The following is a 24,324-nucleotide window of genomic DNA, read 5'->3' as shown; positions in this document are numbered from 1 at the left end:
GGTCGTGATGCGTCCTGCCCGCGCGCCCGCGTGCAGGTCTCACCCGAGATGAGAAAGGTCGGAAATCCCGACATGAAGCTCAACAAGTATGTCGGTGGCTCCATCGCCGCCCTCGCCACCGCCGCGGTCGTCGTGAGCTCGGCTCTGCCGGCCCACGCCGAGCCGGTCCGCCCCTACGCCGCCGCCGGTTCGGACACCACCCAGGACGTGTGGAACGGCCTGACCAACGACGGTGGTCCGCTCAGCTCCATCGCTTCCTACGACGCCTTCGATGGCACGGGTGTCGCCAACGACAACCAGCTCATCAAGTCCAAGTCGACCGGCACCTGGTTCGTCCGCCCGTCGGGCTCCGGCAACGGCGTCAAGGCGCTCTCCGGCACGTGGGACTCGGCCAACCACATCTGGAAGGGCAAGTCGCTCGTCAACGAGGAGATCGACATGGCTCGCTCCTCGTCGGGCCCCTCGGGTGCCAACGACGACCTGACCTACGTCCCGATGGGTCGTGACGCGGTCTCGATCGCGTTCAACACCTCCTCGGGCCTGCCGTCCAGCCTCAACCTCTCGACGTCGCAGATCCAGGAGCTCTACCGGGGCGTCGACGACAACACCAACGACGGCGCCGTCGTCGTTGCCATCACCGGCGGTGTCCCGACCATCAACGGCATCACGGTCGACCCGAAGATCCCCCAGTCGGGTTCGGGTACCCGCAGCTTCTTCCTGAGCGCGATCGGTGGACAGCCCGCTTCGTGGCCGTCGTACATCACCGAGGACAACCTGCCCGAGAACAACGGATCGGCCATCCCCAACGGTGGCGACCTGATCCCGTTCTCGGTGGCGCAGTGGATCGCGCAGCACAACGTGATCCCGGGCATCGCCAACTCGACGACGGCCAGCATGTCCATCTCGTCGATCAACGCCCAGGCGCCGACCACTGGCACCTCGCCGAACCTGGCGCCCGGCGCCCTGTACGGCTCCAACACCCTCGGCACGTACGGCACGCCCCCGGTCCCGGGAACGGGTACGTTCAACCGCGACGTCTACGACGTCATCCCGACCCTGTTCACGCAGGGTTCGGCCACCCCCAAGCAGGGCGTGCTGGTCACCTCGATCACCGCGACGCTCAGCGGCGCGGCGGGCACCACGATCGTCAAGCGGTACGGCTTCGGCAAGCTCGGTTACCTGACGAACGCGTCGAACTACAAGCACGGCTCGTACCAGCACTGATCAGAGACGGCGCCGGTCCCCGTCGCAGGGACCGGCGCCGCACGAGCGTCCGCACCGAGTCAACCGGTGCGGCCGTCGTCCCTGCGCGCACGGACGAACTGCATCACCCATCCCACTGATGAATGACACATCAACCAGGAGAGTAGCAATGCGCTCAACCTTCACGCGGCGTCGCCGCCTTGCGGCCGTCGTCGCAGCGGCTGCGGTCCCGGCCGCAATGCTCGCGATGGCGCCTGCCGCCAACGCAGCGAACCCGACCGGATCCAACTACGAGCTCTTCTTCGAGCAGTCCCTGACGGGCGACCCGGCCAACAAGATCACGCCCGGCGGTTTCTGGGGCCACGAGGGTGCGGGCCGTAACCAGCCCACCACGATCGCAGCCGATCTCACCGACGGCGGCGGCGCGTTCCTCAACGCCTTCGGCATCGATGACCCGGGCAAGCTCCAGCTCGTGTTCGTGCCCACCTCGGCCAACGGCTCCGCCGAGGAGCCGACCATCACGCCCGGCATGACGGTCGCCGACGCGTACCCGTACTTCACCGACTTCGGTGCGCTGAGCTCGTTCCAGGGCAACCTGTCCAACCCGAACCTGGACTCGGTCCTCACCGTGTCGACGCCCTCCGAGTACAACGCCTGGGTGGTCGACGGCAAGCCCGAGCAGATCATCTCCTCGACGGACCTCGTCTCGCACGACGGCCTGCGCGCGGGCAACCCGGTCTCGGTGGCACCCAAGGGCAAGTCGGTCCTCAACCGCTGGCCGGCCGGCACCAACGTCTCCGCTGTCTTCGTGAAGACCACCGGTGCCTTCGACGCCGACGGTCGCGCAATCCTCGACGCCTCGAGCGGTCACGCGGAAGCTGCCTGGATCCCGTTCACCACGGCTGTCGACCCGGCCATCGGCGCGACCTCGGGCATCGCGACCTCAGGTGCCTACAATCTCGCCGTCGCGCCCGCCACGGCGACGACGACCACCCTCGCGGTGACCCCCACGTCGCCGCAGGCCGACACCGCCACGCTCACCCTGACCGCGACCGTCTCGCCGGCTGCTGCCGGAACGGTCACGTTCAAGGACGGTACGACGACGGTCGGTTCGGCCGCCGTTTCCGGTGGCACCGCCGCGATCACCACGTCGCTCCCGGCCGGTACGCACTCGCTGACCGCGGAGTTCGTCTCCGCCGATGCCGCGACCTTTGCCCACTCGACGTCCTCGGCTGTTTCGTTCACGACGACCCACAACGTGACCGCGACGTCGACGGTGCTCACGGTTCCTTCGGGCACCTTCACCGCCGGTGACGTCGTGGCCCTCTCGGCCGCGGTGACCCCGGCCGGCATCCCCGGCACGGTCGCGTTCAAGGACAACGGCACCACCATCGGTACCGACGCTGTCGACGCCTCGGGTGTCGCGACCTTCGACTGGACCTCCACCGTGGGCGGGCACAGCCTGACGGCCGTCTTCACCCCGGACAACATCGCCGACTTCGGTGCGTCCACCTCGGCGCCGCAGACCCTGACCGCCAACCCGGGCGGTCAGTTCGACACCGAGATCGCCAACATCGCCACGGACATCGACGCGGGCACGATCGACATCTCGACGCCGTACACGCCGGCCAACCCGTTGATCGTCGACGGTGACCCGGTGCTCGCCGGCAACCAGCCGCTGAAGCTCAACACCGACAACACGATGTACGTCGGTTCGGCACTGTTCGAGCACATCGTCGTGACCGACACCCGCGCGGGTGGTCTTCCGTGGCACCTGGTCGCGCAGGCCGGTGACCTCACCTCGGGCACCAACGCCATCAACGGCCAGAACGTCGGCCTCACCGGCCTCGAGCTGGTCAGCGGCAACGGCGCCGGTGGCGCCACCTACGGGGTCACCATGACCAACAACCCCGCAGGTGCTGCTCTCGCCGTCGGTGCTCCGGGCAACGCCGGTCTCGGTGGCGGCCTCCACGCCGTCCTCGACCGTGTCGCTCCCGGCACGGGCGCGGTCGAGTACAAGGGCACCCTGACCATCCAGGCCCCGACCTCGACGCAGGCCGGTCACTACACGGGCACCGTGACCTTCACGGTTTCCTGACCCAGACCGCCTTGGGGGCGGAGGAGACCGACGGGCCTCCTGCGCTGGGTCGGGTGCTTCGGCGCCCGGCCCAGCGACACCGCCCCCGAGGTGGGGATCACCACCACCAGAAATGGACGCCCCCAGCATGCGCACTTCCCTCCGGCCGCTCCTGGCCTTTCTTGCCGTTGTCGCGGTCCTGCTCGCCGGGGCCTTCGGCGCGCTGCCGACTCCGGCGGCTTCCGCGGATCCCTCAACCCCGACGGACGCTCCGGCGGACGACGCGACACCTCGCACCGACCTGCCGGACCCTGACGTCGACCGCTCGCAGAACATCACCTTCGGCATCGGGCCCGCCCACGCCGTCCCTGCCGACCAGGTCGTCGATGGCCGCCCGTACCTGCAGTACCTCTCCGGTCCCGGCGGCGCCGTACGCGACACGATCGCGCTCATCAACTACGGACCGAAGCCGATCACCCTGACGGTCTACGCGACCGACGCACTCCAGGGCACGGACGGAGCTTTCGGTCTCAAGGCCGGCGATGAGACTCCTTCGGACGCGGGCTCCTGGTTCAAGCTGCGCGCGCCCGGTTCGAAGAAGCTTGTCACCCGCGCAGAGATCACCGTCCCGGCCCGCAAGGGCGCTGCTTACGGCCGCGTCGAGGTGCCGCTCGAGGCGCGGATCCCGCTGGACGCAACCCCCGGTGACCACGTCGGTGGCGTGATCGCGTCCCTCGAGTCGATCGGCAAGGACGCCGAGGGTGCCCGCATCAAGTTCGACCAGCGGATCGGCTTGCGCACCTACTTCCGCCTCTCCGGCGCGCTCACGCCCGAGGTCACGATCGAGAACCTCAAGGCGTCGTACGACTGGAATGCCGAGGTGCACGGCCGCGACTCCGTCACCGTCACCTACGACGTGCGCAACACCGGCAACGTGCGGATGAATGCCGCCCAGATCGTCAACCTGCAGCGCCTGCTCCGTGACGACGTCATCGTGCGTCCGGCGCCGGTGGAGGACCTGCTCCCGGGCACGGTCATCTCGGTGAGGCAGACGGTCAACGGAAACTTCTCGGCCGGCCCGGTCACCCCGCTGGTCTCGCTCATCCCGGTTCCGGTCGATGACACGGTGCCTGCCGACCGAACGCCGGTGCAGGCGAACGTGACGGTATGGGCCTGGCAGTGGATCGCGGTGGCGATTGCCATCGTCCTCCTGCTCCTCCTGCTGGGTTTCGGCTACTGGCGTCACCGTCGCAACCGGGCCAAGGCAGTGGCGGTGGGCACAAGTGGTGGAACGGCAGGCGGACGACGTCGCGCGGTCCCCGCCAGGGGCAAGCGCCTGAGCAAGGAACCGGTCGCGAAGCCGGCCCAGGCGTCCCAGCCGGTGGGCCGCGTCGTCGCTCTTGCTCTCGCCACGTTTCTGGTGGGAACGGTGACTGCACACGCGCCGGTCGCGCAGGCCGACGTGTCCAAGCCCGAGGGCGGCAAGCTCTTCATCGAGGCCGACCACGCGACGGGCAACCCCGAGCGGGCCATCATCGACGGCGTCTGGGGCCACGAGGGCAAGGACGGGAAGCTCGGTAGCTACGTCTCGGCCGACCTGACCGACTCCAGCGGGAAGACGACCGACGCCTCCCAGGCGTTCTGGATGAAGCGCTTCGCCATCACGGACTTCAACAGCGTCGCTGTCGCGTTCGTCAGGACCAGCAAGGACGGTTCCTCGGAGCGACCGCAGGTCTCCAAGGGTCAGACGGCCGGCGAGGTCTTCGAATGGTTCACCGAGTTCGGCGTGGGCACCGGCCTCACCGGCACCGGTAATCCGTACACCGACCAGGTCGCCGTGGTCAGCACGAAGGCGGAGTTCCAGGCCTGGGTGCGGGCCGGCAAGCCCGAGCAGGTGTACGACGACAAACTGGTGGCTCGCGATGCGCTGGTGGACGGCCTGCCCAGGTCGGCGGCGCCGCGTGGCAAGTCGATCAAGAACCGGTGGCCCGCCAACACCGAGATCAGCCTTGTCGTGTTCCAGTACGACGGGTTCGATGAGAACAACGTGCCCCTCGTCTCGGTCGCCGAGGACGGCAAGGCGCGAGCCGCCTGGCTGACCTTCCGCACGGTCGCGGGCAAGGACGCGCCTTCGGTTCGCACGTCCGCCGGCTACCACGTCGTCAGCGCCAGCCCGCTGCCCAAGAAGCCGTCCGAGGTCTCGGACGACCCGTCGGCGGAGGTCAACGGGAAGGGTGGTTCCGCTCCCGCCACGCAGGGTGCCTCGGCTTCCCCGTCGGACGGTGCGACCGCCGCGGACGGTGAGGCCGAAGCGGCCGGAGCCAACAGCTCCACTGCGGTGATCGACAAGCCGGCGTCGTGGGACACGTTGTGGACCGGGTCGGGCTGGACCTGGGCGATCGTCGGTCTCCTGGTTCTCGTCGGTGGACTCGTGGGCGGCACGGCGCTCCTGCGAGGCCGGGCCGGTCAACCTTGACGGGGAGCCGTCTCGGGTCCCTTGGTCGCGGCCGCGCGGCGCAGTTCGCGTTGATGCTGGTCGTGCTGGCCGGCGCGTGGATGGGTCCTGCGGCGGCGGGGGTGGGTTCTACGGGCTCAGATGGCGAGCTGTTCTTCACGACCAGCGCGGCGGGTGACCCGGCCGACGCGATCGTCGGTGGGGGCTTCTGGGGCCATGAGGGTCCGGACCGTGCCGGGGCGACGGTCGTGTCGAGAGACCTCACCGACGGCGGTACCGACCTGGACCTCGCGAAGCTCGCCCTCGTGTTCACGCCGACCTCGGCCGATGGAACGGCCGAGGAGCCGGTGGTCACCGCGGGCCAGACCGTGGCCGAGGCGTACCCGTACTTCACGAGCGCGAGCCTGCTGACGCCTCTGCGGGGCAACCCGGACGATGCGGACGACGACCAGGTTCTCCTCGTGTCCAGCAGGGCCGAGTGGGACGCGTGGTCCGCCGATGGCAAGCCGGCCCAGGCGGCGTCGTCGGACGACCTCGTCCTGCACGACTCCGAGCGCCCGGGCGCTCCCGTGTCGGTGCACCCGATGGGCAGGTCGATCCTGAACCGTTGGGATACCGGCCAGGCGATGTCAGCGGTCATCGTCGCGACGACCGGTGAGTACGTCGACGGCGTCCCGGTCGTCGATGCGTCGTCGGGCCGCGCCCAGGCGTCGTGGATCACCTTCACCTCCGCGGTCGACCCGGCCATCGGTGACGCCGACCATCAGGGGGTCGCCACCTCCGGCGCCTATCAGCTCTCCGCTGGCGCGGCCCCTGCCGACGGCTCCGCCACGATGACCGTGCTGTCGCTCTCGGCCGGTCCGCTCAGCGCTGGCGAGCCGATTCCGCTGACCGCGGCGGTGACCCCTGCGACCGCCGGCACGGTCGAGTTCCGGGATGGAACAGCGGTGCTGGGGTCGGCACCGGTCGACACCAGCGGTGTCGCCGAGTGGTCGTGGACCGCCACTGCGGGAGACCACGTGCTGTCCGCCTTGTTCACCCCGGAGGACTCCGGGACCTGGTCGGGGTCGAGGTCGACACCGACGCCCGTCGAGGTGCTGTCGACGCGCTCGCGCTCGGCCGACGACCAGACCCTCGCCGCAGACGTGCCCGAAGGAGCGCTCACCCTGTCGACGCCGTACTCGCCCGAGCAGCCGCTGGATCTCGGTCGTCTCGTCCTGACGCCCGACGCGCTCACGTACACAGGATCCGCACCCTTCGCGGAGGTGCTCGTCACCGACACGCGGGCGGGTGCGCTGCCTTGGACGGTGACAGTGATCTCCACCCACCTCAGCGATGGGGCCGGCCACACCATCAACGCGCAGAACCTGGGCTTGGTCGACCTGGTCGCGGACGTCCGCAGTGGCGCGGGGCTGGCCGCCGTGACGGATCGCCCGGGTGCGAGCCCGCCCGTGGCGGCCTCGGACGGCGGGTCGCTCGGGCTCGGGTTCGTCCCGAAACCGGTGCTGTATCTCACCGAAGGACCGGGCACCGTCGCGTTCTCGGGGCGCCTGACACTCGCCGCGCCGGTCTCGACTTCTCCCGGTCACTACACCGCCACTGTCACCTTCACCATCGCGTAACCGTCCATACACCCGGGCATGACTGACTGCTCCTGATCTCGGGTCCCACTGATTTTTCACCGTCCTTGGAGGACCACTTCATGTCCCGCATGCAGCTTGTCGTGCGGCGACCTCGTCGGCTTGTCGCCGGCGCTGTCGCTGCCCTGACGCTGGCGTCCGTCGCCGTCACCGCAGCCGAGCCCGCCGCCCATGCGGCGAACCCGCCCGGATCGAACATCGAACTCTTCCTCGAGCCGACCGTCGGTGACTACGGCAACCCGGCCAACAAGATCGTCGGCGGCGGCTTCTGGGGGCACGAGGGTGTCGCCCGTGACAAGCCGACCGTCTTCTCCGCCGACCTGCTCGACGGCGGTACGGCGTTCCTGAGTGCCTTCAACACTGACAACGCGGACAACTTCGCGGTGGTGTTCGTCCCGACCTCCACGGACGGCTCCGCGGAGGAGCCGACCGTGACGCCCGGCCAGACGATCGCCGAGGTGTACCCGTACTTCACCGACCGTGGCTTCCTTTCGGCGATCCAGGGCAACCCGGCGAACCTCGTGCAGGACTCGGTGCTGACCGTGTCGACGAAGGCCGAGTACGACGCCTGGGTCACCGACGGCAAGCCGCTGCAGCAGACGTCGTCGGCCGACCTGGTCACGAAGGACGTCTTCCACGGCACCGCGCAGCACGACCCGCCGATCGTCGCCGTTGCGCCGAAGGGCAAGTCGATTCTCAACCGCTGGGCAGCGGGCGTCGCGATGTCGGCGGTCCTCGTCAAGACCACCGGTGCGTTCGATGCCCATGGCGTTCCGATCGTCGACGCGACGACGGGCCACGCCGAGGCCGCATGGTTGCCGTTCGTGACGAAGCTCGACCCGGCAGTCGGCGATGGAGCGCATCCGAACATCGCCACCTCCGGCGGCTACGACTTCGCCGGCGCCAAGGTCACCCCGACCCTGCCCACCAGCGTCGCCTGGAGTGGTGCGACGGCGAACCTGACCGCAACGGTGACCGGCAGCGCCGGCGCCCTCACCGACGCCACAGGCACCGTGGAGTTCTTGGCCCGCCCGAAGAACGACTCGGCCAGTGCGTTCGCGTCGGTCGGCAGCGTTCCGGTCGACCCGGCGGGCAAGGCCACTCACGCCGTGACCGGCCTGTTGGCCGGCGAGTACCAGCAGTACAAGGCCGTCTACACGCCCGACACGGCCGCTGGCGCCCTGTATGAGATCGCGACCAGCAACAACCGGACCATCACGGCCAGCAAGGCTGTCGTTGCCGTCACCGGAACGCTCCGCGTCGGCTTCGCCCAGACCCTGACGGCCACCGTCAGTCCGCTCGGCGCCCCCGGCACGGTCACGTTCTACAACGGTTCCACCTCGCTCGGCGCCGTTGCGGTCTCCACGTCGACGGGCAAGGCCATCAAGGCCGTCAAGCTCCCGGTCGGCACCCGGGTGCTGCGGGCCGTGTTCGTCCCGTCCAACGTCGCCTTCAGCGGCGCGACCTCGGCCAACGTCACCAAGGTGATCGCCAAGGCGCTCCCGAGCATCACGGTCGCGCGTTCACCCTCGATCGTCCGCAAGGGCGTTCGCGTGAAGCTGCTCGTCACGGTCAAGGCTCCGGGCCTGGTCCCGACGGGCGTCGTGACGGTCGTGTACGACCCGGCCAAGGGTGCGACCAAGATCCTGCGCGTCGCGCTGCGGAGCGGGAAGGCAGCGTTCCTGCTGCCCGCCGCGGTCAGGGGCAAGACGATCCTCAAGGTCACGTATTCGGGCAGTTCCACCGTCCTTGCTGCGGCGAAGGCCGTTCCGACGTACACCGTCCGCTGACGCGGACTGACGCACCACCAGGGGACCAACCCGCATGAACACCACCGCCACCGGCGGTACGGCGCGCCCGCCGTACCGCCGGGCCCGGATCGCGCTCGTCATCGCTGGACTGGCGCTCGCCGGCTCGGGACTCTCTGGAGCCCAGGCCCCGGCGGGCGCCGTCGGTCCGACCGGCGACGGCTCCGACTGGGGCCCGCAGGGCACCTTGTCGAGCGACAGCGCAGTCACGGTCCGCTGGGACAACGCCAGCAACCCGGAGTCCAGCGTGGTGCCCCGCAACGGGCAGCAGTTGATCCCGCACACCGACTTCAAGACCTATGACGACATCAGCAGCACACTGGTCGACGCCTACAACCAGCACTTCCACGACCTGTCGGTGACGGTCTCCCAGACCAGGAACCTGGTCAACCAGTCGATCAACCTCGACTTCGAGGGCGCGATCGGAGGCCCCGTCACCCCGGGTGCGAGCCAGTCAACCGCGTACTTCCAGGTGTTCCAGTGCTGGGGCGGGGTCACGGGGACCGGCAAGCCCGACCCGGCGGCCGCCAACCCCGACCCGGCCACCTGCCAGGTGGGTGCGGGTGGCCCGGACTTCGTCGATTCCGAAGAGGGCCAGAAGCGCAAGGTCAGCGAGGACCAGTTGGTGCTGGGCGGCGACTGGGACAGCATCTACCGCGCCAACGGCTACGCGCCGTACGTCGGGATCAATGGCGACAAGGTCGACGGCCAGGAAGGCAAGAACACCTTCTACAACCGCAGCGACACGAACGAACTGTCGAACGTCACCGTCAGCGACGCGGGCAGTGCGCAGCGTCAGTTCGAGGTGCAGACGACGGTCGAGTCCTACGGACTCGGCTGCGGCAAGCGGGCTGGCGTGCCGAGCACCCGCCCCTGCTGGTTGGTGGTCGTGCCGCGACTGTTGCCGCAACTGCGCAACGCCGGCCCGATCTCGCCGTCGCTCTGGGCGCAGCGTCTCCAGGTCCGCCTCGACTTCCGGGACGTCGCAGCAGGTTGTCCCGGCGGCAAGGCCGGTACACCGATCGGCGGGTCGGAGATGTTGACCACCGCTGCCGAGTCGTGGGTGCCGGGCGTCTGCGACGCTCGCGACATCGCCGTGCGGTACAGCCAGATCAGCGACCCGGTCGCTCGCTCCCAGTTCGTCACGGGTCAGAACCAGGCCATCGCGGCTTCGGAATCGCCGGCGGCGGCCGCCGTGCCCGTCCCGCTCGCGCTTGCTGCGCCCGTGATCAGCTACCAGCTGACCTACCAGCCGGCGTGCATCGACAACCCCGCGACAACCGACGAAGGTGCGCGGACGAGCTGTGGCTACGACAACCTGGACCAGATGGTCGCTGACCACCGGCGCGCGGGATCGCCCGTGCGCGATCTCAAGCTCGACGCGCGCCTGGTGGCCAAGCTCCTCACCCAGTCCTACTCCAAGGCGATCCTCGACGATGCGGCGCAGCTCCCCATCGCAGCCTGGGGGCGGCCTCCGCGTCCGCAGTTCCTCACCCAGGACCCCGAGTTCAAGCGCCTGAATCCGCACCTCTCGCACCTCGGCCCGGCCGTGGGGCAGTCGCTGGACCACCTGATCGTCGAGGGCATGCGTTCGGATGCCGCCACCCGGGTGTGGCAATGGATCATGGCGGATCCCGACGGCAGGGCGTTCATGAACGGCTGCCCCGACGCCGAGGGGATCAAGGTCAACCCGTTCTACTCGACGCGCACCTACGTGGGCTGCGAGGAGCGGAAGAGCGAGCTCAGCAAGCAAGCGGACGCGGACCGCGAGGAGACGACCAAGGCGGCCACCTACACGGACCAGGTCCCGACGTATCCGCCGCCGGGATCGCCCTACCCGCTGCCGACGTGGCAGGAGTTCCCCGGAACCTCGGACAAGCGCGCCTACACGCTCATCGACCTGTTGCCGCGGGCCGAGAGCATGCCGTCCTCCGGTCGTGAGGTCGGTCGCGGCCACATCCCGATCAACAAGTACGGCGACTGGTGCCCGTCCAACACCGATGACGAGTGCCAGCCCGCGCCGGGCAAGTACAAGGCCGACAAGAAGCGGCAGAACCCGACGCAGTTGAACCTGATGGCGATCACCGACAGCGCCACCGCTGCGCGGTGGCGGGTGCCGACGGCGACTCTTTGCAACAGTGCTGGCGACCAGTGCGTCGGAGCGGACGTCGCGTCGATGCGCAAGGCTGCTGACCGCTTCGAGAAGGACGCCGTCAACTGGTACACCCCGGGTGACACCGACCTGGCTGCGGGCGCCTACCCGCTCACGCTGCCGGTCTATGCCGCGCTGGATCCGGAACTGCCGCTGTCGGATCGCAAGGTGTACGCCGACGCGCTCGAGTTCATCACCACGAAGGGACAGGTCCCCGGATTCGAAGCCGGGGAGCTGCCGCCTGGTTATGCGCCACTGCCGAACACGCTGCGGGACCAGGCCAGGGCGGGCATCGCCGAGCTGCGCAAGGCAGTACCGGTGGTCGTGGCCCCGCCCGGGCCGGGTAACACCGGCGCGGGTGCCGGTGGCACCCCGGAGGCAGTCACGCCGCCGGCCGTCGCGCCCGTCGCCGACCCGAACGCCGCGGCCCCCGTGCCCAATCCGGCCATCGCGACCGACGAGATCATGGCGGTCTCTGCCAGCACTGAGACCTGGGACTGGTGGACGATCCCGCTCGGCCTGGCGGTTGCCATGTTCGCCGGACTCGGTGGCCCGATCATGCGGCTGCGTGGCAGGTTCGTGGTGGGACGATGACCGCGACCGGGACGGTCCTGCCCGACTATCCGGAAGCAGGCCTCGACGACGCCGTCGCCCGCGAGGTGCCGGTCGTGCACGCGCCGATCGACCAGGTGTTCCGTCAGGTGAGCCGGGCCGCCGGCACCATCGTGCTCGCGCTGATGGTCCTGATCGGTGTCTTCCTCACGGTGAACTCGATCGACGCCATCAGTTCGGTCGGTGTCGGCAAATGGGTCACGACTCAGGAGTGGTCGCCGGAGACCAACAACTTCGGCATCGCCGCCGTGCTGCCGGGCTCCGTCGTGATCGCGCTGGTCGCGCTGACGGTGGCCGTGCCCCTGTCCATCGGCACTGCCCTCTTCATCACCGAGATCGCCACGGGCAGGATCCGGCGACTGATGACCAGCATGGTGGACCTGATGGCCGCGGTTCCCTCGCTCGTCTACGGCATCTGGGGCCTGGCCTACTTTCAACCGCACATCGTGCCGTTCGCGGAGTTCCTGGCCAAGTACTTCGGCTGGATCCCGATCTTCGACGTGCGGGGAGCCGATCCGGCGAACCCGCTGCCCAACCCGGCGCTCTACACCTCGTCGTTTCTCATCGCCGGCATCATCGTGTCGCTGATGGTGATCCCGATCCAGACGTCGATCATGGTCGAGTCGTTCTCTCGCGCCCCGCAGGGGGAGAAGGAAGGCGCGTTCGCGCTCGGCGCCACCAAGTGGGGCATGATCCGCAACGTCGTCCTGCCCTTCGGCAAGGGCGGCATGATCGGTGCCGTGATGCTCGGCCTCGGCCGCGCACTCGGCGAGACGATCGCCGTGTACCTGATCATCGCGCCACTCTTCGAGATCAAGTTCCGCATCGTCGAGAACGGCGCGGTCACCATCGCCGCCATGATCGCCCAGCGGTACGGCGAGGCCAATGACTATTCGATGTCGGCGCTCATGTCGGCTGGCCTGGCCCTGTTCATCCTCACGATGGTCGTCAACTTCACCGCGTCGTCGATCATCGCCCGATCGCGCTCCGGCGCCGACAGCGAGGGATGATGACGCAGACCATCGACGCCCGCACCACCGACGGTCCGCAGACCACGACCGCGCCCACGACGGTCCTGCCGCGCGAACTCCTGCCGCCGCTCGAACTCGAGCCGGCCCGGGTCCGGGTCGGTGCTTCTGCGCACGAGCGTTACTCGGTGCCTGGGTCGATCGCGGCGGCCGTCTCGACTGCCCTGCTGCTCGGACCGGTTCTCGGCATGGTCGGCATGGGCTGGGTCCCACTCATGTCCTTCGTGTTCTTCATCGTGTTCTACAGCGTGCTGATCAGCATCACGGAGGACAAGCGAGCCGTCACGGACCGCTTCTGGCAGGTGATGCTGTGGTCGACCGGTGCGCTGGTCACCGGCGTGCTCGCGATGGTCATCGGCTATGTCTTCTTCCGCGGCTGGGGCGTGTACCGCCAGATGGACTGGACGGACCTCAAGCACAACTTCATCGCCAGCGACATGGGCTTGACCGGCCCGTTGGCGCCGATCACGTCCGGTGGCGTCTTCCACGCACTGGTGGGCACCCTCGAGCAGATCGGGATCGCGCTGGCGATCAGCGTTCCGCTCGGCATCGCGACCGCGCTCTTCCTCTCCGAAGTGAAAGGTCGTTTCGCGCGTTTCGTGCGGACGGTTGTCGAGGCGATGACCGCGCTGCCCTCGGTCGTGGCCGGACTCTTCATCTACGCGACGATCATCCTGCTCTTCACCAAGGAGCGGAACGGGATCGCCGCTGCCCTGGCGTTGACCGTCCTGATGCTGCCGATCATGATCCGGTCGGCCGACGTCGTCCTGCGCCTGGTCCCGGGAAACCTGCGCGAAGCGGGCTTGGCGCTCGGGGGCGGCCAATGGGCCGTCGTACGCCACGTCGTCCTGCCGACGGTGCGGTCCGGTCTCACCACCGCGATCATCCTGGGCACGGCACACGGCATCGGCGAGACGGCGCCGGTGCTGCTGACGGCCGGGGCGACGTCCAACACCAACTGGAACCCGTTCAGCGGCCCGCAGACCTCCCTTCCCTTGCAGGCACTGGAGTTCATCAAGGCGCCACAACCGTCGATGGTCACTCGCGGCTTCGCGACCGCGGCGCTGCTCCTGATCGTCGTCCTGATCCTGTTCACTCTGGCCCGCGTCATCGGTGGTCAACGGGCCGGTGAGCTCACCGCCCGTCAACTCCGCCGCCGGATGGCGCGCTCACGCCGCGACCAGAGCCGGGTGGAGTCCAACCACCAGGTCATTCGCGACCAGATCGAGCTGCTGCGCGCCGCTCACACGCTCGACTCCCGAGGAGACCACTCGTCATGAACGAACGCACTCGCAGGCCGCGCTCCCAACGGATCCGTGTCGGCTTCGTCGTCGCCGCGCTCCTCGCGCTCACGGCGGCCGCTCCGGCGCTGGCGATGCCGGTGAAGACTGCCGTTCCCAGCGCCGCGATCTCCGGGTCCGGTTCTTCGTGGGCCAAGAATGCGGTTGAGGACTGGAAGGCCGCAGCCAAAGGCCAGGGCATCACCGTCAATTACAACGATGGCGGCTCGTCGCAGGGTCGCAAGGACTTCGCCAACGGCCTTGCCGACTTCGCCGTTTCCGAGATCCCCTACACGGGAGACACTGCGGATCCGCAGGACAACGTCAAGCCGTCGTTCGGCTACGCGATGTTGCCAGTCGTCGCTGGGGGTACTGCCTTCATGTACCACCTCTACGTCGGAGGAAAGCGCTTCGATGGGCTGAAGCTCGACCAGCTGACCCTGGCCAAGATCTTCAGTGGCGGCATCCAGATGTGGAACGACCCGGCGATCAAGGCGACCAACCCCGGCATTGCGCTCCCGGCACAGAAAATCACGGTTGTCGTTCGAGCGGACGGGTCCGGCGCAACGGCCCAGTTCACGCAGTGGATGCTGCGCCAGTTCCCCGCTCAGTACAAGGCCTTGTGCGACACCACCGGCGGTTGCAAGCCCGGCCGTGCGACCTCGTACTTCCCGACCAAGAACCTTGAGGTTGGCGGCCCGAAGGGAACTCAGTTCGTTCCCCAGTCCAAGTCGGACGGCGTGACGACCTACACCGCGAGTACGCAGTACACGATCAACTACGACGAGTACTCGTATGCGCAGAACCTTGGCTTCCCGTCGGCGCAGATCAAGAACGCAGCTGGCTTCTACACCCTGCCGACCGAGCATGCAGTCGCCGTGGCGCTGACCCGGGCGAAGATCAACAACGACAAGCGCTCCGCCAACTACCTGTCGCAGGACCTCACGGCGGTCTACCCGTACAAGGATCCGCGCAGCTACCCGCTCTCGGCGTACTCCTACATGATCGAGCCGACCCAGACGCGCGGCAACTTCAACAAGGCCAAGGGCGCGACCCTCGCGTACTTCGAGCAGTTCGTGCTGTGTGAGGGCCAACGGACGATGGGTCAACTCGGTTACTCGCCGCTGCCGATGAACCTGGTCCTCGCAGCACTCGACCAGGTACTCAAGGTCCCCGGCATCGGTGCCGACACCAAGGCGAAGATCGCCGCCACGAAGGCCGGTGTGAAGAGCGGCGGAGCGAACCCCTGCAACAACCCGACCTTCAAGCCCGGTGACAGCCCGAACAACAACCAGCTGATCAAGAGCGCGCCGTTCCCGGCTGGCTGTGACGCCGCGTGCCAGGCGCCGTGGATCAACGCGATCGGCACCGGCGGACCGGGGAAGACTCCGGCCGCGCCCACCGGCACCGGCACCGGAACGGGCACCGACACAGGCGCCGTACCCGGCGCGGGAGCGGGCGCCGTACCCACGGCCACCCCGGGTGCCGCGACCAACTGTGATCCGGTGACCGGCCTGTGCACGGGCGACCAGGGTGCGGCGGCCGGCTCGGGGGACCCCAACGCCAGCGCCAACCCGTACAACCTCACCGGCCAGAAGACCTGGGGTACGGCGCAATTGGCGCTGCTCATCAGTGTCCTGCTGCTCGCCGTGCTCGTGCTCGGTCCGCCGCTGGCGGCACGCGCCCTCGACAGCGGCCGCACTCCTCCCCGCGCGGCTGCGGCCCCGCCGGTGACGGCGGAGCCCCCGGTCCCGCCAGCGCCAGGTGCACCGTGACGACGGCGACGGAGGATCGACGCACCGAGGGCAGGGCGCTGCGCGACAAGAGCCCCCGGAAGTTCTGGCCCACCGGGCTGCCGAGGCTGTCCAAGGTCGCGAATCCGACGCCGCCCGACTGGCGAACCGTGGTCGGGTCGTACGCGCTCTCGATGCTCTCGATCATCCTGCTGGCGCTGCTGTTCAACCTGACCGTCGTCAGCCAGGTCCAGCATTTCACGGCGCAACACCGGCTCTACGACCAGGTGCGACTGTCGATCGCCGAGGGCTCGGTGCCGATCGGACAGCGCGACGTCAACGGCGAACTCGTCGAGGCGGGCACCCCGATTGCTGTCCTGGAGATTCCGCGACTCGACATCCGTGAGGTCGTCGTCGAGGGATCGAGCTCCCGACAGACCAAGTTGGGCGTCGGACACCGGCGCGACACGCCCTTCCCGGGCCAGGCGGGCGCTTCCGTGCTCGTTGGCCGTTCGGCGGCGTACGGCGGCGTGTTCCGCTACCTCGAGATGCTCCGCCCGGGAGACACCGTGAAGGTGAGCACCGGCCAGGGGACGTCGGCGTATCGGGTGCTCGGCGCACGGGTGGGCGAGCAGAAACTGCCAGCCCTCGAGCCGGGCAAGGACGGTCGCCTCACCCTGATCACCTCGAACGGGCGGCCCTTCCAGCCCAGCGGGGTGCTCATGGTCGACGCCGAGCTGACCAGCACTGCGTTCCCGCGGCCGCCGGTGGCGATCGCCGAAGGCTATGTCGACCCCCACGAGCGGATGCTCACCGGCGACGACTCCCGGGTCTTCTCGCTGTCCTGGCTCATCCAGCTGCTGGTCGCCGCATCGATCGCTGCGGTCTGGGCGGCCAAGCGGTGGAACGTGATGGCGACCTGGGTCGTCTTCATCCCCGTCATTTCCATGATCGCGCTGGCCTGTGCCGACCGCGTCACCGACCTCTTGCCGAACACCCTCTAGTCCGGCCCGCACGACAGGAATCACCATGACCGACTACGAAGCGCTCAGCTACGCACCGCCAGAAGACGCCACCCAGACCATTCCGGTGGTGCCGCCCCTCGCGGTGCCCGCGACCCGTCCCGGCAAGCGACGCATGTTCACCGGTCGGACCGGCGGTGAGCGACCCGCGCCGGCGGAGGGCTATGCGCCGGTGCCCGACCTGCTGGCCCAACGGGTGGCCGGCGCCAACGCCGCCGAGTTGCGGGCCGAGGACATCACGGCATGGTTCGGTGAGCGCAAGGTCCTCGACCGCGTCTCGCTGACCATGCCCGCAGGCCAGGTGACCGCCCTCATCGGACCGTCCGGCTGCGGCAAGTCGACGTTCCTGCGGATCCTCAACCGGATGCACGAGCTGGTGCCGTCGGCCTCCCTGGCCGGCCAGGTGATCCTCGGTGACGAGGACATCTACGGCCCCGACCAGCGGGTCACCCACGCGCGTCGCCGGATCGGCATGGTCTTCCAGAAGCCCAACCCGTTCCCGGCGATGTCGATCTACGAGAACACCATCGCGTCCCTCGCCCTCACCGGTATCAAGGCCAGCAAGGCCGAGAAGGACTTCCTGGTCGAGGACTCCCTGCGCAAGGCGTCCTTGTGGGACGAGGTCAAGGACCGTCTCCACCAGCCCGGTGGTGGCCTGTCCGGTGGCCAGCAGCAGCGCCTCTGCATCGCTCGGGCGATGGCCATCGCCCCTGAAGTCCTGTTGATGGACGAGCCCTGCTCGGCCCTCGACCCGACCTCCACGCGCCGCGTGGAGGAGACGATCGCCGAACTGCGTGGTCAGGTCACGATCGTCATCGTCACGCACAACATGCAACAAGCGGCACGTGTCTCCGACAAGTGCGCGTTCTTCCTCGCAGCAATGAACACCCCCGGTGTCATCGTCGAGTACGGCGACACCGAGGCCATGTTCAGCAATCCTCGGGACTCACGTACATCCGACTACGTCCATGGACGTTTCGGCTAGACACCCGACTCGACGGAGGCGGCGGATGCCGCGCGACACCTCAACGATTCTGCAGGCAGGCCTCGACGACCGCGTCCTCGAGCGGCTCGTCGGCGCTCCCGTGCACTGGGTCGACGGCGGCCCGGTCAGCGGCTGGCAGCCGGTGCACAGTCGCCACGCCAAGGCGCTGACGCCGTCCGGCCAGCGGGCCAAGTTCGTGCTGACGCGGATCGCGACCCCGGTGGCCGACCCGGTCATCCAGAGTTGGGTGCGCCACCAGGAGGCGTTCGTCGTACCCCGGAAACAGCAGGCGGACGCGCTGGTGTTCTGGCGACTCGCTGTCCGCCAACGGGCCTTCGCCATCGACGCGCGGCCGCGCACCGACGTCGCCACCGCCATCGAGGGCACCCAACGACTGGCGCGCAAGGTGGGCCGACTACGGGTCGCCTTCGCGTTCCTGCCAGGCCAGACGGTGCCGGCCTGGGCGGTGCACGACGGGACCACTCCGGTGTTCCTGGGGCTTCCGAACCACCACCTCGTACGGACCGAAGAGGTCGGCGAGAGCCTGGCCGCGATCGTCTCGCTCGCCCGGCTGAAGTCCCAGGTGCACGACGTGATCGCGGCACCGCTGATGGAGGCCCTCGCCTGAACGGGGCGACCGGTACCCTTCTCCGGTGAGTGACATCGAGATCGGCCGTGCGAAGCGCGCGCGTCGTGCCTATTCCTTCGACGACATCGCCATCGTGCCCTCGCGGCGCACGCGTGACCCGGAGGAAGTCAGCATCGACTGGCAGATCGACGCGTACCCCTTCACGCTGCCGATCATCGCCGCGCCGATGGATTCGGTGATGTCGCCGTCGACCGCGATCGCCTTCGGCCGCCACGGCGGTCTCGGCGTGCTCAACCTCGAGGGTCTCTGGACCCGGTACGACGACCCGGAGCCGTTGCTCGAAGAGGTCGCCGGGTTGCAGGGCGAGGAGGCAACCCGTCGCCTCCAGACGATCTACACCGAGCCGATCAAGGCCGAACTCATCACCGCGCGCCTGCGCGAGATGCGCGACGCCGGCGTGACCGTGGCCGGCTCGTTGTCGCCGCAGCGCACCAAGGAGTTCGCGAAGGTCGTCACCGACGCCGGCGTGGACCTCTTCGTCATCCGCGGCACGACCGTCTCCGCCGAGCACGTCTCCAGCCAGGCCGAGCCGCTGAACCTCAAGGAGTTCATCTACGAACTCGATGTCCCGGTCATCGTCGGCGGCTGCGCGACCCATCAGGCCGCACTGCACCTGATGCGCACGGGTGCTGCCGGTGTGCTCGTCGGCTTCGGTGGCGGCGCCGCCCACACGACCCGCACCGTTCTCGGTGTCGCCGTGCCCATGGCCAGCGCCGTGGCCGACGTCGCCGCCGCGCGCCGCGACTACCTCGACGAGTCGGGCGGCCGCTACGTCCACGTGATCGCTGACGGATCCATCGGTACCTCCGGTGACCTGGCCAAGGCGATCGCCTGTGGGGCGGACGCCGTGATGGTGGGCTCGCCGTTCGCGCGCGCCACCGACGCACCGGGTCGCGGATTCCACTGGGGTGCCGAGGCGCACCACGCTGACCTCCCGCGCGGCCAGCGCGTGCAGCTCGAGCAGGTCGGCACGATCGAGGAGATCCTCTTCGGCCCGTCCCGCGTCGCCGACGGCACGATGAACCTCGTCGGCGCCCTCAAGCGTTCGATGGCCACCACGGGCTACACGGAGCTCAAGGAGTTCCAGCGGGTCGAGGTCGTCTCCAGCTGACCCCTCGCCGACTTGGGGTTTGTCTCGCCCGAGTTGGGGTTTGTCGCCGTCGACTTGGGGTTTGTCACGCAGTCAGGGGCGAAGGCTGCGGATCAGTGTCGCCGACGTCCGGTGGACCCAGGCGTCGTCGAGTTCGCTGGGGGTCAGCAGGAGGCCGGCGAGCACGGCCCCGATCGCCAGGCGCAGTACGTCGTCCGCGCGCGCCTCGGGATGGGCGTCGCCGTTGGCCACGGCTGTGCGCAGGCGGTCCTCGAGGGCCGCGAACACCCCTGCAAACCGCCGCATCATCGCGGCGTGCAGGTCCGGCCACGCGCCCACTTCGGCGAGCAGGCCGGGCAGCGCCGCTGCGCCGATCGGTGAGCAGAGGGTGTCGCGCGTTCCACGGACGACGCCGGTGATGTCGGTGGCGAGGTCGTTTCCCAGCACGAGGTCCTCGGCGAGCTCGCCGGGGAACGCGGCTTCGTGGATCAGGTGGGGGAGCGCGGGCCACCGTCGATACAGAGCCGCCTTCGTCGTACCTGCTCTGTCGGCGACGGCCGCGACGGTCACCGCGGCATAGCCGCCTTCCACCAGCAGGTCGCGTACGGCGACCAGGAGCGCCTGTTCGATGCGTGGATCTCGCGGCCTGCCGGCGCCGCGGACCACTTCGTCGATGTCTTTCCCCATGACCTCTTCCCCTATTACGACACCGAAGGTACCGTAATCCTCCGTTGACAACTAGAACACGTTCTAACAGGCTGAATCCAGGAGGCCCCCCATGTCGCAGTCAGAGTTGCCTGCCGAGATGACGTTGCAGCGCTCGAGCCGCGACCAGTCGGCGGTTCACGACCAGCTCGAAGCCTGGTTGGCCACCGTGCTGCCCGCCGGGTCCGACCCGACGGTGTCCCTGCTCGCCGGGGTCGACAGCAACGGGATGTCCAGTGAGACCGTGCTGCTCGACGTCACGGTGACGGAGAACGGCGAGCGGGTCACCGGCGCGTACGTCGCCCGGGTCGCGCCGGCGCCCGAGGACCTGCCGGTGTTCGAGGAGTACCGCCTCGGCGACCAGTACGACGCCATGCGGCTCGCCGCCGAACTCACCGACGTGCCCGTGCCGGCCGTGAGCTGGCTCGAGCCCACGGGTGAGGTGCTCGGCACTCCGTTCTTCCTGATGGAGCGGATCGAGGGCATCGTCCCGCCCGATGTGCTGCCCTACACGTTCGGCGACAACTGGTTCCACGACGCGACGCCCGAGCAGCAACGGCACCTCCAGGACACGAGCGTCGAGGTGCTCGCGAAGCTGCACGCCATCCCGGACGCGGCCACCACCTTCGCCTTCCTCGACCCGGCCGTGACCGGGGCCGACGGTGCGACTCCGCTGGCGCGAAACCTGGCCCGCACCCGCTCCTGGTACGACTTCGCGCAGCGCGCCGACGCCGACAGCCAGCCCTCACCGCTCATCGAGCGCGGGCTCGCCTGGCTCGAGGCCAACCTGCCTGCCGACGAGGGTGACCCCGTCCTGGTCTGGGGCGACGCCCGCATCGGCAACATGATGTTCCAGGACTTCACGCCCGTGGCCGTGCTCGACTGGGAGATGGCGACGATCGGCCCGCGCGAGCTGGACCTGGGGTGGATGGTCTTCGCGCACCGGGTCTTCGACACGATCGCCACCAGCCTGGGGGTGCCCGGCATGCCCGACGTCCTGCGCGCCGAGGACGTCGCGTCGACGTACACGGCGGCCAGTGGCGTCGAGGTCGGCGACCTGACCTGGTACCAGCTCCATGCGGCCGTGCTCTGGGGCTGCGTCTTCCTGCGGACCAGCGCGCGCCAGATCCACTTCGGTGAGATCGCACGTCCCGAGGATCCCGAGTCCGTCTTCCACCACCGGCCGTTGCTCGAGGCGATGCTCGCGGAGGTCGGCGCATGAGCCTTCACGACGAGTACGTCGGCCTCGGTCCGCTCGACGAGTACCCGATCCACCAGTTGCCGCGCCCCATCGCGTGGGCCGGCAGCAGCGACCGCAACTTCTACGACCGTTGCTACCTCAATGCCCACGACCGCACCGGTGACCTGTTCCTGATCACCGGGCTCGGGTTCTACCCGAACCTCGGCACCAAGGACGCCTTCGTCCTGCTGAGCCGGGAGGTCGAGGGGCGGCGCGAGCAGACGGCCCTGCACCTCGGCGACGCCGCCGATCCGCGTGGCGCGGACCGGATGGCGCAGCAGGTCGGCAACTACCGGATCGAGATCCTCGAGCCGCTGCGGAAGCTGCGCGTGGTGCTCGAGGAGACCGAGGGGATCGCCCTCGACCTGACGTGGGAGGGCTCCTTCGACGTCGTTCAGGAACTGCCGCATGTGATGCGCCAGGGCGCGAACACCATCCTCGACGCCCAGCGGTTCGCGCAGGTTGGTACCTGGGAGGGCACGATCGCTGTCGACGGCGCCGACATCGCGGTCACACCCGACCGCTGGGTGGGTTCGCGGGACCGGTCGTGGGGAGTCCGCCCAGTGGGCGAAGCGGCGCCGGGCGGCAAGCCGGCCGACCCGGCCTTCGAGGGCATGTGGTGGCTCTACGTCCCGATGCGCTTCGACGACTTCTGCGTCGTGATCATCATCCAGGAGACGCCCGACGGCTTCCGCACGCTCAACGACTGCACGCGGATCTGGAAGGACGGCCGGGTCGAGCAACTCGGCTGGCCGCGCGTCGAGATCCGCTACACGCCGGGCACCCGCATCCCGACCGGCGCGACCATCCACTGCACCACTCCCTCGGGCGAATCGCTGGTGCTGGAAGTCAGCTCGAAGTTGCCGGTACCCATCCATGTCGGTGGTGGGTACGGCGGCGATTCCGACTGGACGCACGGCGTCTGGAAGGGCGCCGGCTTCACCGAGCGGCTCACCTACGACATGAACGACCCGGCCGTTGCGGGGCGGGTGATGTTCGGTGTGATCGACCACGTCGGACATGCCGTCGCCCACGGCGCCGGAGTCGACGTATCCGGTGGTGCCGAAGGCTGGGGGCTCTTCGAGCACGGCGCCCTCGGTCGCCATGACCCCAGCGGCTTCGCCGACTGGTTCGACCTCGCCCCCTGAGATCTCGACAAGTTCGATCAAACGAAAACGGAGACCCCCATGACTCTCGACCGCGACGCCCTCTTCATCGGTGGCACGTGGAGCAAGCCCGCGACCGACGCCGTGCTGGAGGTGGTCTCGCCGCACTCGGAGGAGGTCGTGGCGCGGGTGCCGGAAGGTTCGACGGCGGACATCGATGCCGCGGTCGCCGCTGCCCGCAAGGCCTTCGACGAGGGCCCGTGGCCGCGGATGGCGCCGGAGGAGCGGATCGCGATCGTCCAGAACCTGTCGGGTCTCTACGCCGCCAAGCTCGACGAGATGGCGACCGTGATCAGCACCGAGATGGGGTCGCCGATCTCGTTCAGCAGCCTCGCGCAGGCACCGGCACCGTGGATGCAGATCGAGGCGTTCCTCGCGATCGCCCGGGAGTTCCCGTGGGAGTCGACGCGCCCCGGCGTGCTCGGCACCGACGTCCTCGTGCGGCACGAACCGGTCGGCGTGGTGGCCGCGATCCCGCCGTGGAACGTCCCGCAGTTCACGGTGCTGTCCAAGCTGATCCCGGCGCTGCTCACCGGCTGCACGGTCGTCGTGAAGCCCGCGCCCGAGACGCCGCTGGACTGCTACCTGCTCGCCGAGATGCTCATCGAGGCGGGCGTTCCAGAAGGCGTGGTCAGCATCGTCGCCGGTGGTCGCGAAGTGGGCGAGCACCTGGTGCGGCACCCCGGCGTCGACAAGGTCGCCTTCACCGGATCCACCGCTGCTGGGCGCCTGATCGGTGCCATCTGCGGCCAGCAGTTGAAGCGGGTCTCCCTCGAACTCGGTGGCAAGTCCGCCGCGATCATCCTCGACGACGCCGACGAGACCGCCGCGATCGAGGGCCTGAAGTTCCTCGGCGTGATGAACTCCGGCCAGGCGTGTGTCGCCCAGACCCGCGTGCTGGTGAGTCGCAAACGCCACGACGCGTTCGCCGAGGCCCTCGCCTCCGCCATCGGCGGCATGGTCGTCGGCGACCCGATGGACCCGGCCACGGAGATCGGTCCGATGGTTGCGGCGCGCCAGCAGGAGCGCGTGGCGTCGTACATCCGGATCGGCCAGGACGAAGGCGCCCGGTTGCTGACTGGTGGCGACGGTCGTCCCGACGGCCTCGACAAGGGTTGGTACGTCCGGCCCACCGTCTTCGCGAACGTCGACAACAAGATGCGGATCGCGCAGGAGGAGATCTTCGGTCCCGTCCTGTCGGTCATTGCGTACGACGACGTGGCCGATGCCGTGCGGATCGCCAACGACTCGGAGTACGGACTCGCCGGGACGGTCTGGACCGCGGACCACGAAGCCGGCCTCGAGGTGGCCCGCGGGGTGCGGACCGGGACCTACGGGATCAACACGTACACGATGGACTTCGCGGCGCCGTTCGGCGGTTTCAAGGCCTCGGGCACGGGCCGCGAGTTCGGTCCCGAAGGGCTCGCGCAGTACACCGAGATCAAGTCGGTGTACCTGTCTGCGCCGGCGATGTAGCGG

The 24,324-nt window shown here is 68.9% G+C and carries 17 protein-coding genes; 16 read left to right on the top strand and 1 reads right to left on the bottom strand.

What is annotated here, in order from left to right; all coding sequences use genetic code 11:
• Positions 1–72: 72 nt before the first annotated feature.
• From HRC28_RS22180 to HRC28_RS22120, 13 genes are all read left to right on the top strand, one after another.
• Entirely contained in the window at positions 73–1,224 is a 1,152-nt protein-coding gene (locus HRC28_RS22180; protein WP_182377533.1) for a hypothetical protein, read from the top strand.
• A 148-nt stretch (positions 1,225–1,372) separates the two neighbouring features.
• Complete coding sequence (locus HRC28_RS22175; RefSeq protein ID WP_182377532.1) at positions 1,373–3,301, top strand: Ig-like domain-containing protein; 1,929 nt, start codon at positions 1,373–1,375, stop codon at positions 3,299–3,301.
• A 127-nt stretch (positions 3,302–3,428) separates the two neighbouring features.
• Positions 3,429–5,756 carry a hypothetical protein gene (locus HRC28_RS22170; protein WP_182377531.1) on the top strand — a complete coding sequence of 776 codons (2,328 nt, stop codon included), beginning with the start codon at positions 3,429–3,431 and terminating at the stop codon, positions 5,754–5,756.
• Positions 5,753–7,357 (top strand): Ig-like domain-containing protein, encoded by a 1,605-nt coding sequence (locus tag HRC28_RS25180; protein ID WP_202033148.1) that lies wholly within the window; start codon positions 5,753–5,755, stop codon positions 7,355–7,357. Before HRC28_RS22170 ends, HRC28_RS25180 begins: the two co-directional genes overlap by 4 nt.
• A gap of 80 nt (positions 7,358–7,437) precedes the next feature.
• Positions 7,438–9,165: an Ig-like domain-containing protein gene (locus HRC28_RS22160; RefSeq protein WP_182377530.1), complete on the top strand. Its 1,728-nt coding sequence runs from the start codon at positions 7,438–7,440 to the stop codon at positions 9,163–9,165.
• Positions 9,166–9,199: 34 nt separating this feature from the next.
• Positions 9,200–11,929: a hypothetical protein gene (locus tag HRC28_RS22155; protein ID WP_182377529.1), complete on the top strand. Its 2,730-nt coding sequence runs from the start codon at positions 9,200–9,202 to the stop codon at positions 11,927–11,929.
• Positions 11,926–12,957, top strand: coding sequence for a phosphate ABC transporter permease subunit PstC (gene pstC, locus HRC28_RS22150; RefSeq protein WP_182377528.1), 1,032 nt, complete (start codon positions 11,926–11,928; stop codon positions 12,955–12,957). Before HRC28_RS22155 ends, pstC begins: the two co-directional genes overlap by 4 nt.
• Positions 12,957–14,255 carry an ABC transporter permease subunit gene (locus tag HRC28_RS22145; protein WP_182377527.1) on the top strand — a complete coding sequence of 433 codons (1,299 nt, stop codon included), beginning with the start codon at positions 12,957–12,959 and terminating at the stop codon, positions 14,253–14,255. Before pstC ends, HRC28_RS22145 begins: the two co-directional genes overlap by 1 nt.
• A complete protein-coding gene (locus HRC28_RS22140) occupies positions 14,252–16,030 on the top strand; it encodes a substrate-binding domain-containing protein (RefSeq protein ID WP_182377526.1) in 1,779 nt (592 codons plus the stop codon). Before HRC28_RS22145 ends, HRC28_RS22140 begins: the two co-directional genes overlap by 4 nt.
• Positions 16,027–16,992 carry a sortase gene (locus tag HRC28_RS22135; protein ID WP_182377525.1) on the top strand — a complete coding sequence of 322 codons (966 nt, stop codon included), beginning with the start codon at positions 16,027–16,029 and terminating at the stop codon, positions 16,990–16,992. Before HRC28_RS22140 ends, HRC28_RS22135 begins: the two co-directional genes overlap by 4 nt.
• A gap of 25 nt (positions 16,993–17,017) precedes the next feature.
• The gene (pstB, locus tag HRC28_RS22130; protein WP_237111609.1) at positions 17,018–17,995 is read left to right on the top strand and encodes a phosphate ABC transporter ATP-binding protein PstB; all 978 of its coding nucleotides are present in this window, start codon (positions 17,018–17,020) and stop codon (positions 17,993–17,995) included.
• 25 nt (positions 17,996–18,020) lie between these two features.
• Positions 18,021–18,623 carry a hypothetical protein gene (locus HRC28_RS22125; RefSeq protein WP_182377524.1) on the top strand — a complete coding sequence of 201 codons (603 nt, stop codon included), beginning with the start codon at positions 18,021–18,023 and terminating at the stop codon, positions 18,621–18,623.
• A 25-nt stretch (positions 18,624–18,648) separates the two neighbouring features.
• Positions 18,649–19,755, top strand: coding sequence for a GuaB3 family IMP dehydrogenase-related protein (locus HRC28_RS22120; RefSeq protein WP_182377523.1), 1,107 nt, complete (start codon positions 18,649–18,651; stop codon positions 19,753–19,755).
• Between the two features lie 72 nt (positions 19,756–19,827).
• Here the strand turns inward: HRC28_RS22120 and HRC28_RS22115 are convergent, their stop codons facing one another.
• Entirely contained in the window at positions 19,828–20,421 is a 594-nt protein-coding gene (locus HRC28_RS22115) for a TetR-like C-terminal domain-containing protein (RefSeq protein ID WP_182377521.1), read from the bottom strand.
• Positions 20,422–20,512: 91 nt separating this feature from the next.
• On the opposite strand from HRC28_RS22115, the gene HRC28_RS22110 reads away from it, so the two are divergent.
• Genes HRC28_RS22110 through HRC28_RS22100 form a run of 3 tightly spaced genes read left to right on the top strand, consistent with a single transcriptional unit; the run spans position 20,513 to position 24,321 of the window.
• Positions 20,513–21,661, top strand: a complete 1,149-nt coding sequence (locus tag HRC28_RS22110) for a phosphotransferase family protein (RefSeq protein WP_182377520.1) — start codon at positions 20,513–20,515, stop codon at positions 21,659–21,661.
• The gene (locus HRC28_RS22105) at positions 21,658–22,827 is read left to right on the top strand and encodes a hypothetical protein (RefSeq protein ID WP_182377519.1); all 1,170 of its coding nucleotides are present in this window, start codon (positions 21,658–21,660) and stop codon (positions 22,825–22,827) included. The genes HRC28_RS22110 and HRC28_RS22105 overlap by 4 nt, the downstream gene beginning before the upstream one ends.
• 39 nt (positions 22,828–22,866) lie before the next feature.
• Positions 22,867–24,321, top strand: coding sequence for an aldehyde dehydrogenase (locus tag HRC28_RS22100; protein ID WP_182377518.1), 1,455 nt, complete (start codon positions 22,867–22,869; stop codon positions 24,319–24,321).
• The last annotated feature ends 3 nt before the right edge of the window (positions 24,322–24,324 follow it).

The organism is Nocardioides sp. WS12 (assembly GCF_014108865.1).
In the GTDB taxonomy this organism is placed as follows: Bacteria; Actinomycetota; Actinomycetes; order Propionibacteriales; family Nocardioidaceae; genus Nocardioides.
Note: the sequence above shows the minus strand (reverse complement) of the source record. Positions and strands in the feature narration are given on the sequence as shown.

What these genes read in the sequence shown, in the direction of transcription:
- HRC28_RS22180 (WP_182377533.1), top strand. Translation starts at nt 73, where the DNA reads ATGAAGCTCAACAAGTATGTCGGTGGCTCCATCGCCGCCCTCGCCACC.
- HRC28_RS22175 (WP_182377532.1), top strand. Translation starts at nt 1,373, where the DNA reads ATGCGCTCAACCTTCACGCGGCGTCGCCGCCTTGCGGCCGTCGTCGCA.
- HRC28_RS22170 (WP_182377531.1), top strand. Translation starts at nt 3,429, where the DNA reads ATGCGCACTTCCCTCCGGCCGCTCCTGGCCTTTCTTGCCGTTGTCGCG.
- HRC28_RS22160 (WP_182377530.1), top strand. Translation starts at nt 7,438, where the DNA reads ATGTCCCGCATGCAGCTTGTCGTGCGGCGACCTCGTCGGCTTGTCGCC.
- HRC28_RS22155 (WP_182377529.1), top strand. Translation starts at nt 9,200, where the DNA reads ATGAACACCACCGCCACCGGCGGTACGGCGCGCCCGCCGTACCGCCGG.
- pstC (WP_182377528.1), top strand. Translation starts at nt 11,926, where the DNA reads ATGACCGCGACCGGGACGGTCCTGCCCGACTATCCGGAAGCAGGCCTC.
- HRC28_RS22145 (WP_182377527.1), top strand. Translation starts at nt 12,957, where the DNA reads ATGACGCAGACCATCGACGCCCGCACCACCGACGGTCCGCAGACCACG.
- HRC28_RS22140 (WP_182377526.1), top strand. Translation starts at nt 14,252, where the DNA reads ATGAACGAACGCACTCGCAGGCCGCGCTCCCAACGGATCCGTGTCGGC.
- pstB (WP_237111609.1), top strand. Translation starts at nt 17,018, where the DNA reads ATGACCGACTACGAAGCGCTCAGCTACGCACCGCCAGAAGACGCCACC.
- HRC28_RS22125 (WP_182377524.1), top strand. Translation starts at nt 18,021, where the DNA reads ATGCCGCGCGACACCTCAACGATTCTGCAGGCAGGCCTCGACGACCGC.
- HRC28_RS22115 (WP_182377521.1), bottom strand. Translation starts at nt 20,421, where the DNA reads ATGGGGAAAGACATCGACGAAGTGGTCCGCGGCGCCGGCAGGCCGCGA.
- HRC28_RS22110 (WP_182377520.1), top strand. Translation starts at nt 20,513, where the DNA reads ATGTCGCAGTCAGAGTTGCCTGCCGAGATGACGTTGCAGCGCTCGAGC.
- HRC28_RS22105 (WP_182377519.1), top strand. Translation starts at nt 21,658, where the DNA reads ATGAGCCTTCACGACGAGTACGTCGGCCTCGGTCCGCTCGACGAGTAC.
- HRC28_RS22100 (WP_182377518.1), top strand. Translation starts at nt 22,867, where the DNA reads ATGACTCTCGACCGCGACGCCCTCTTCATCGGTGGCACGTGGAGCAAG.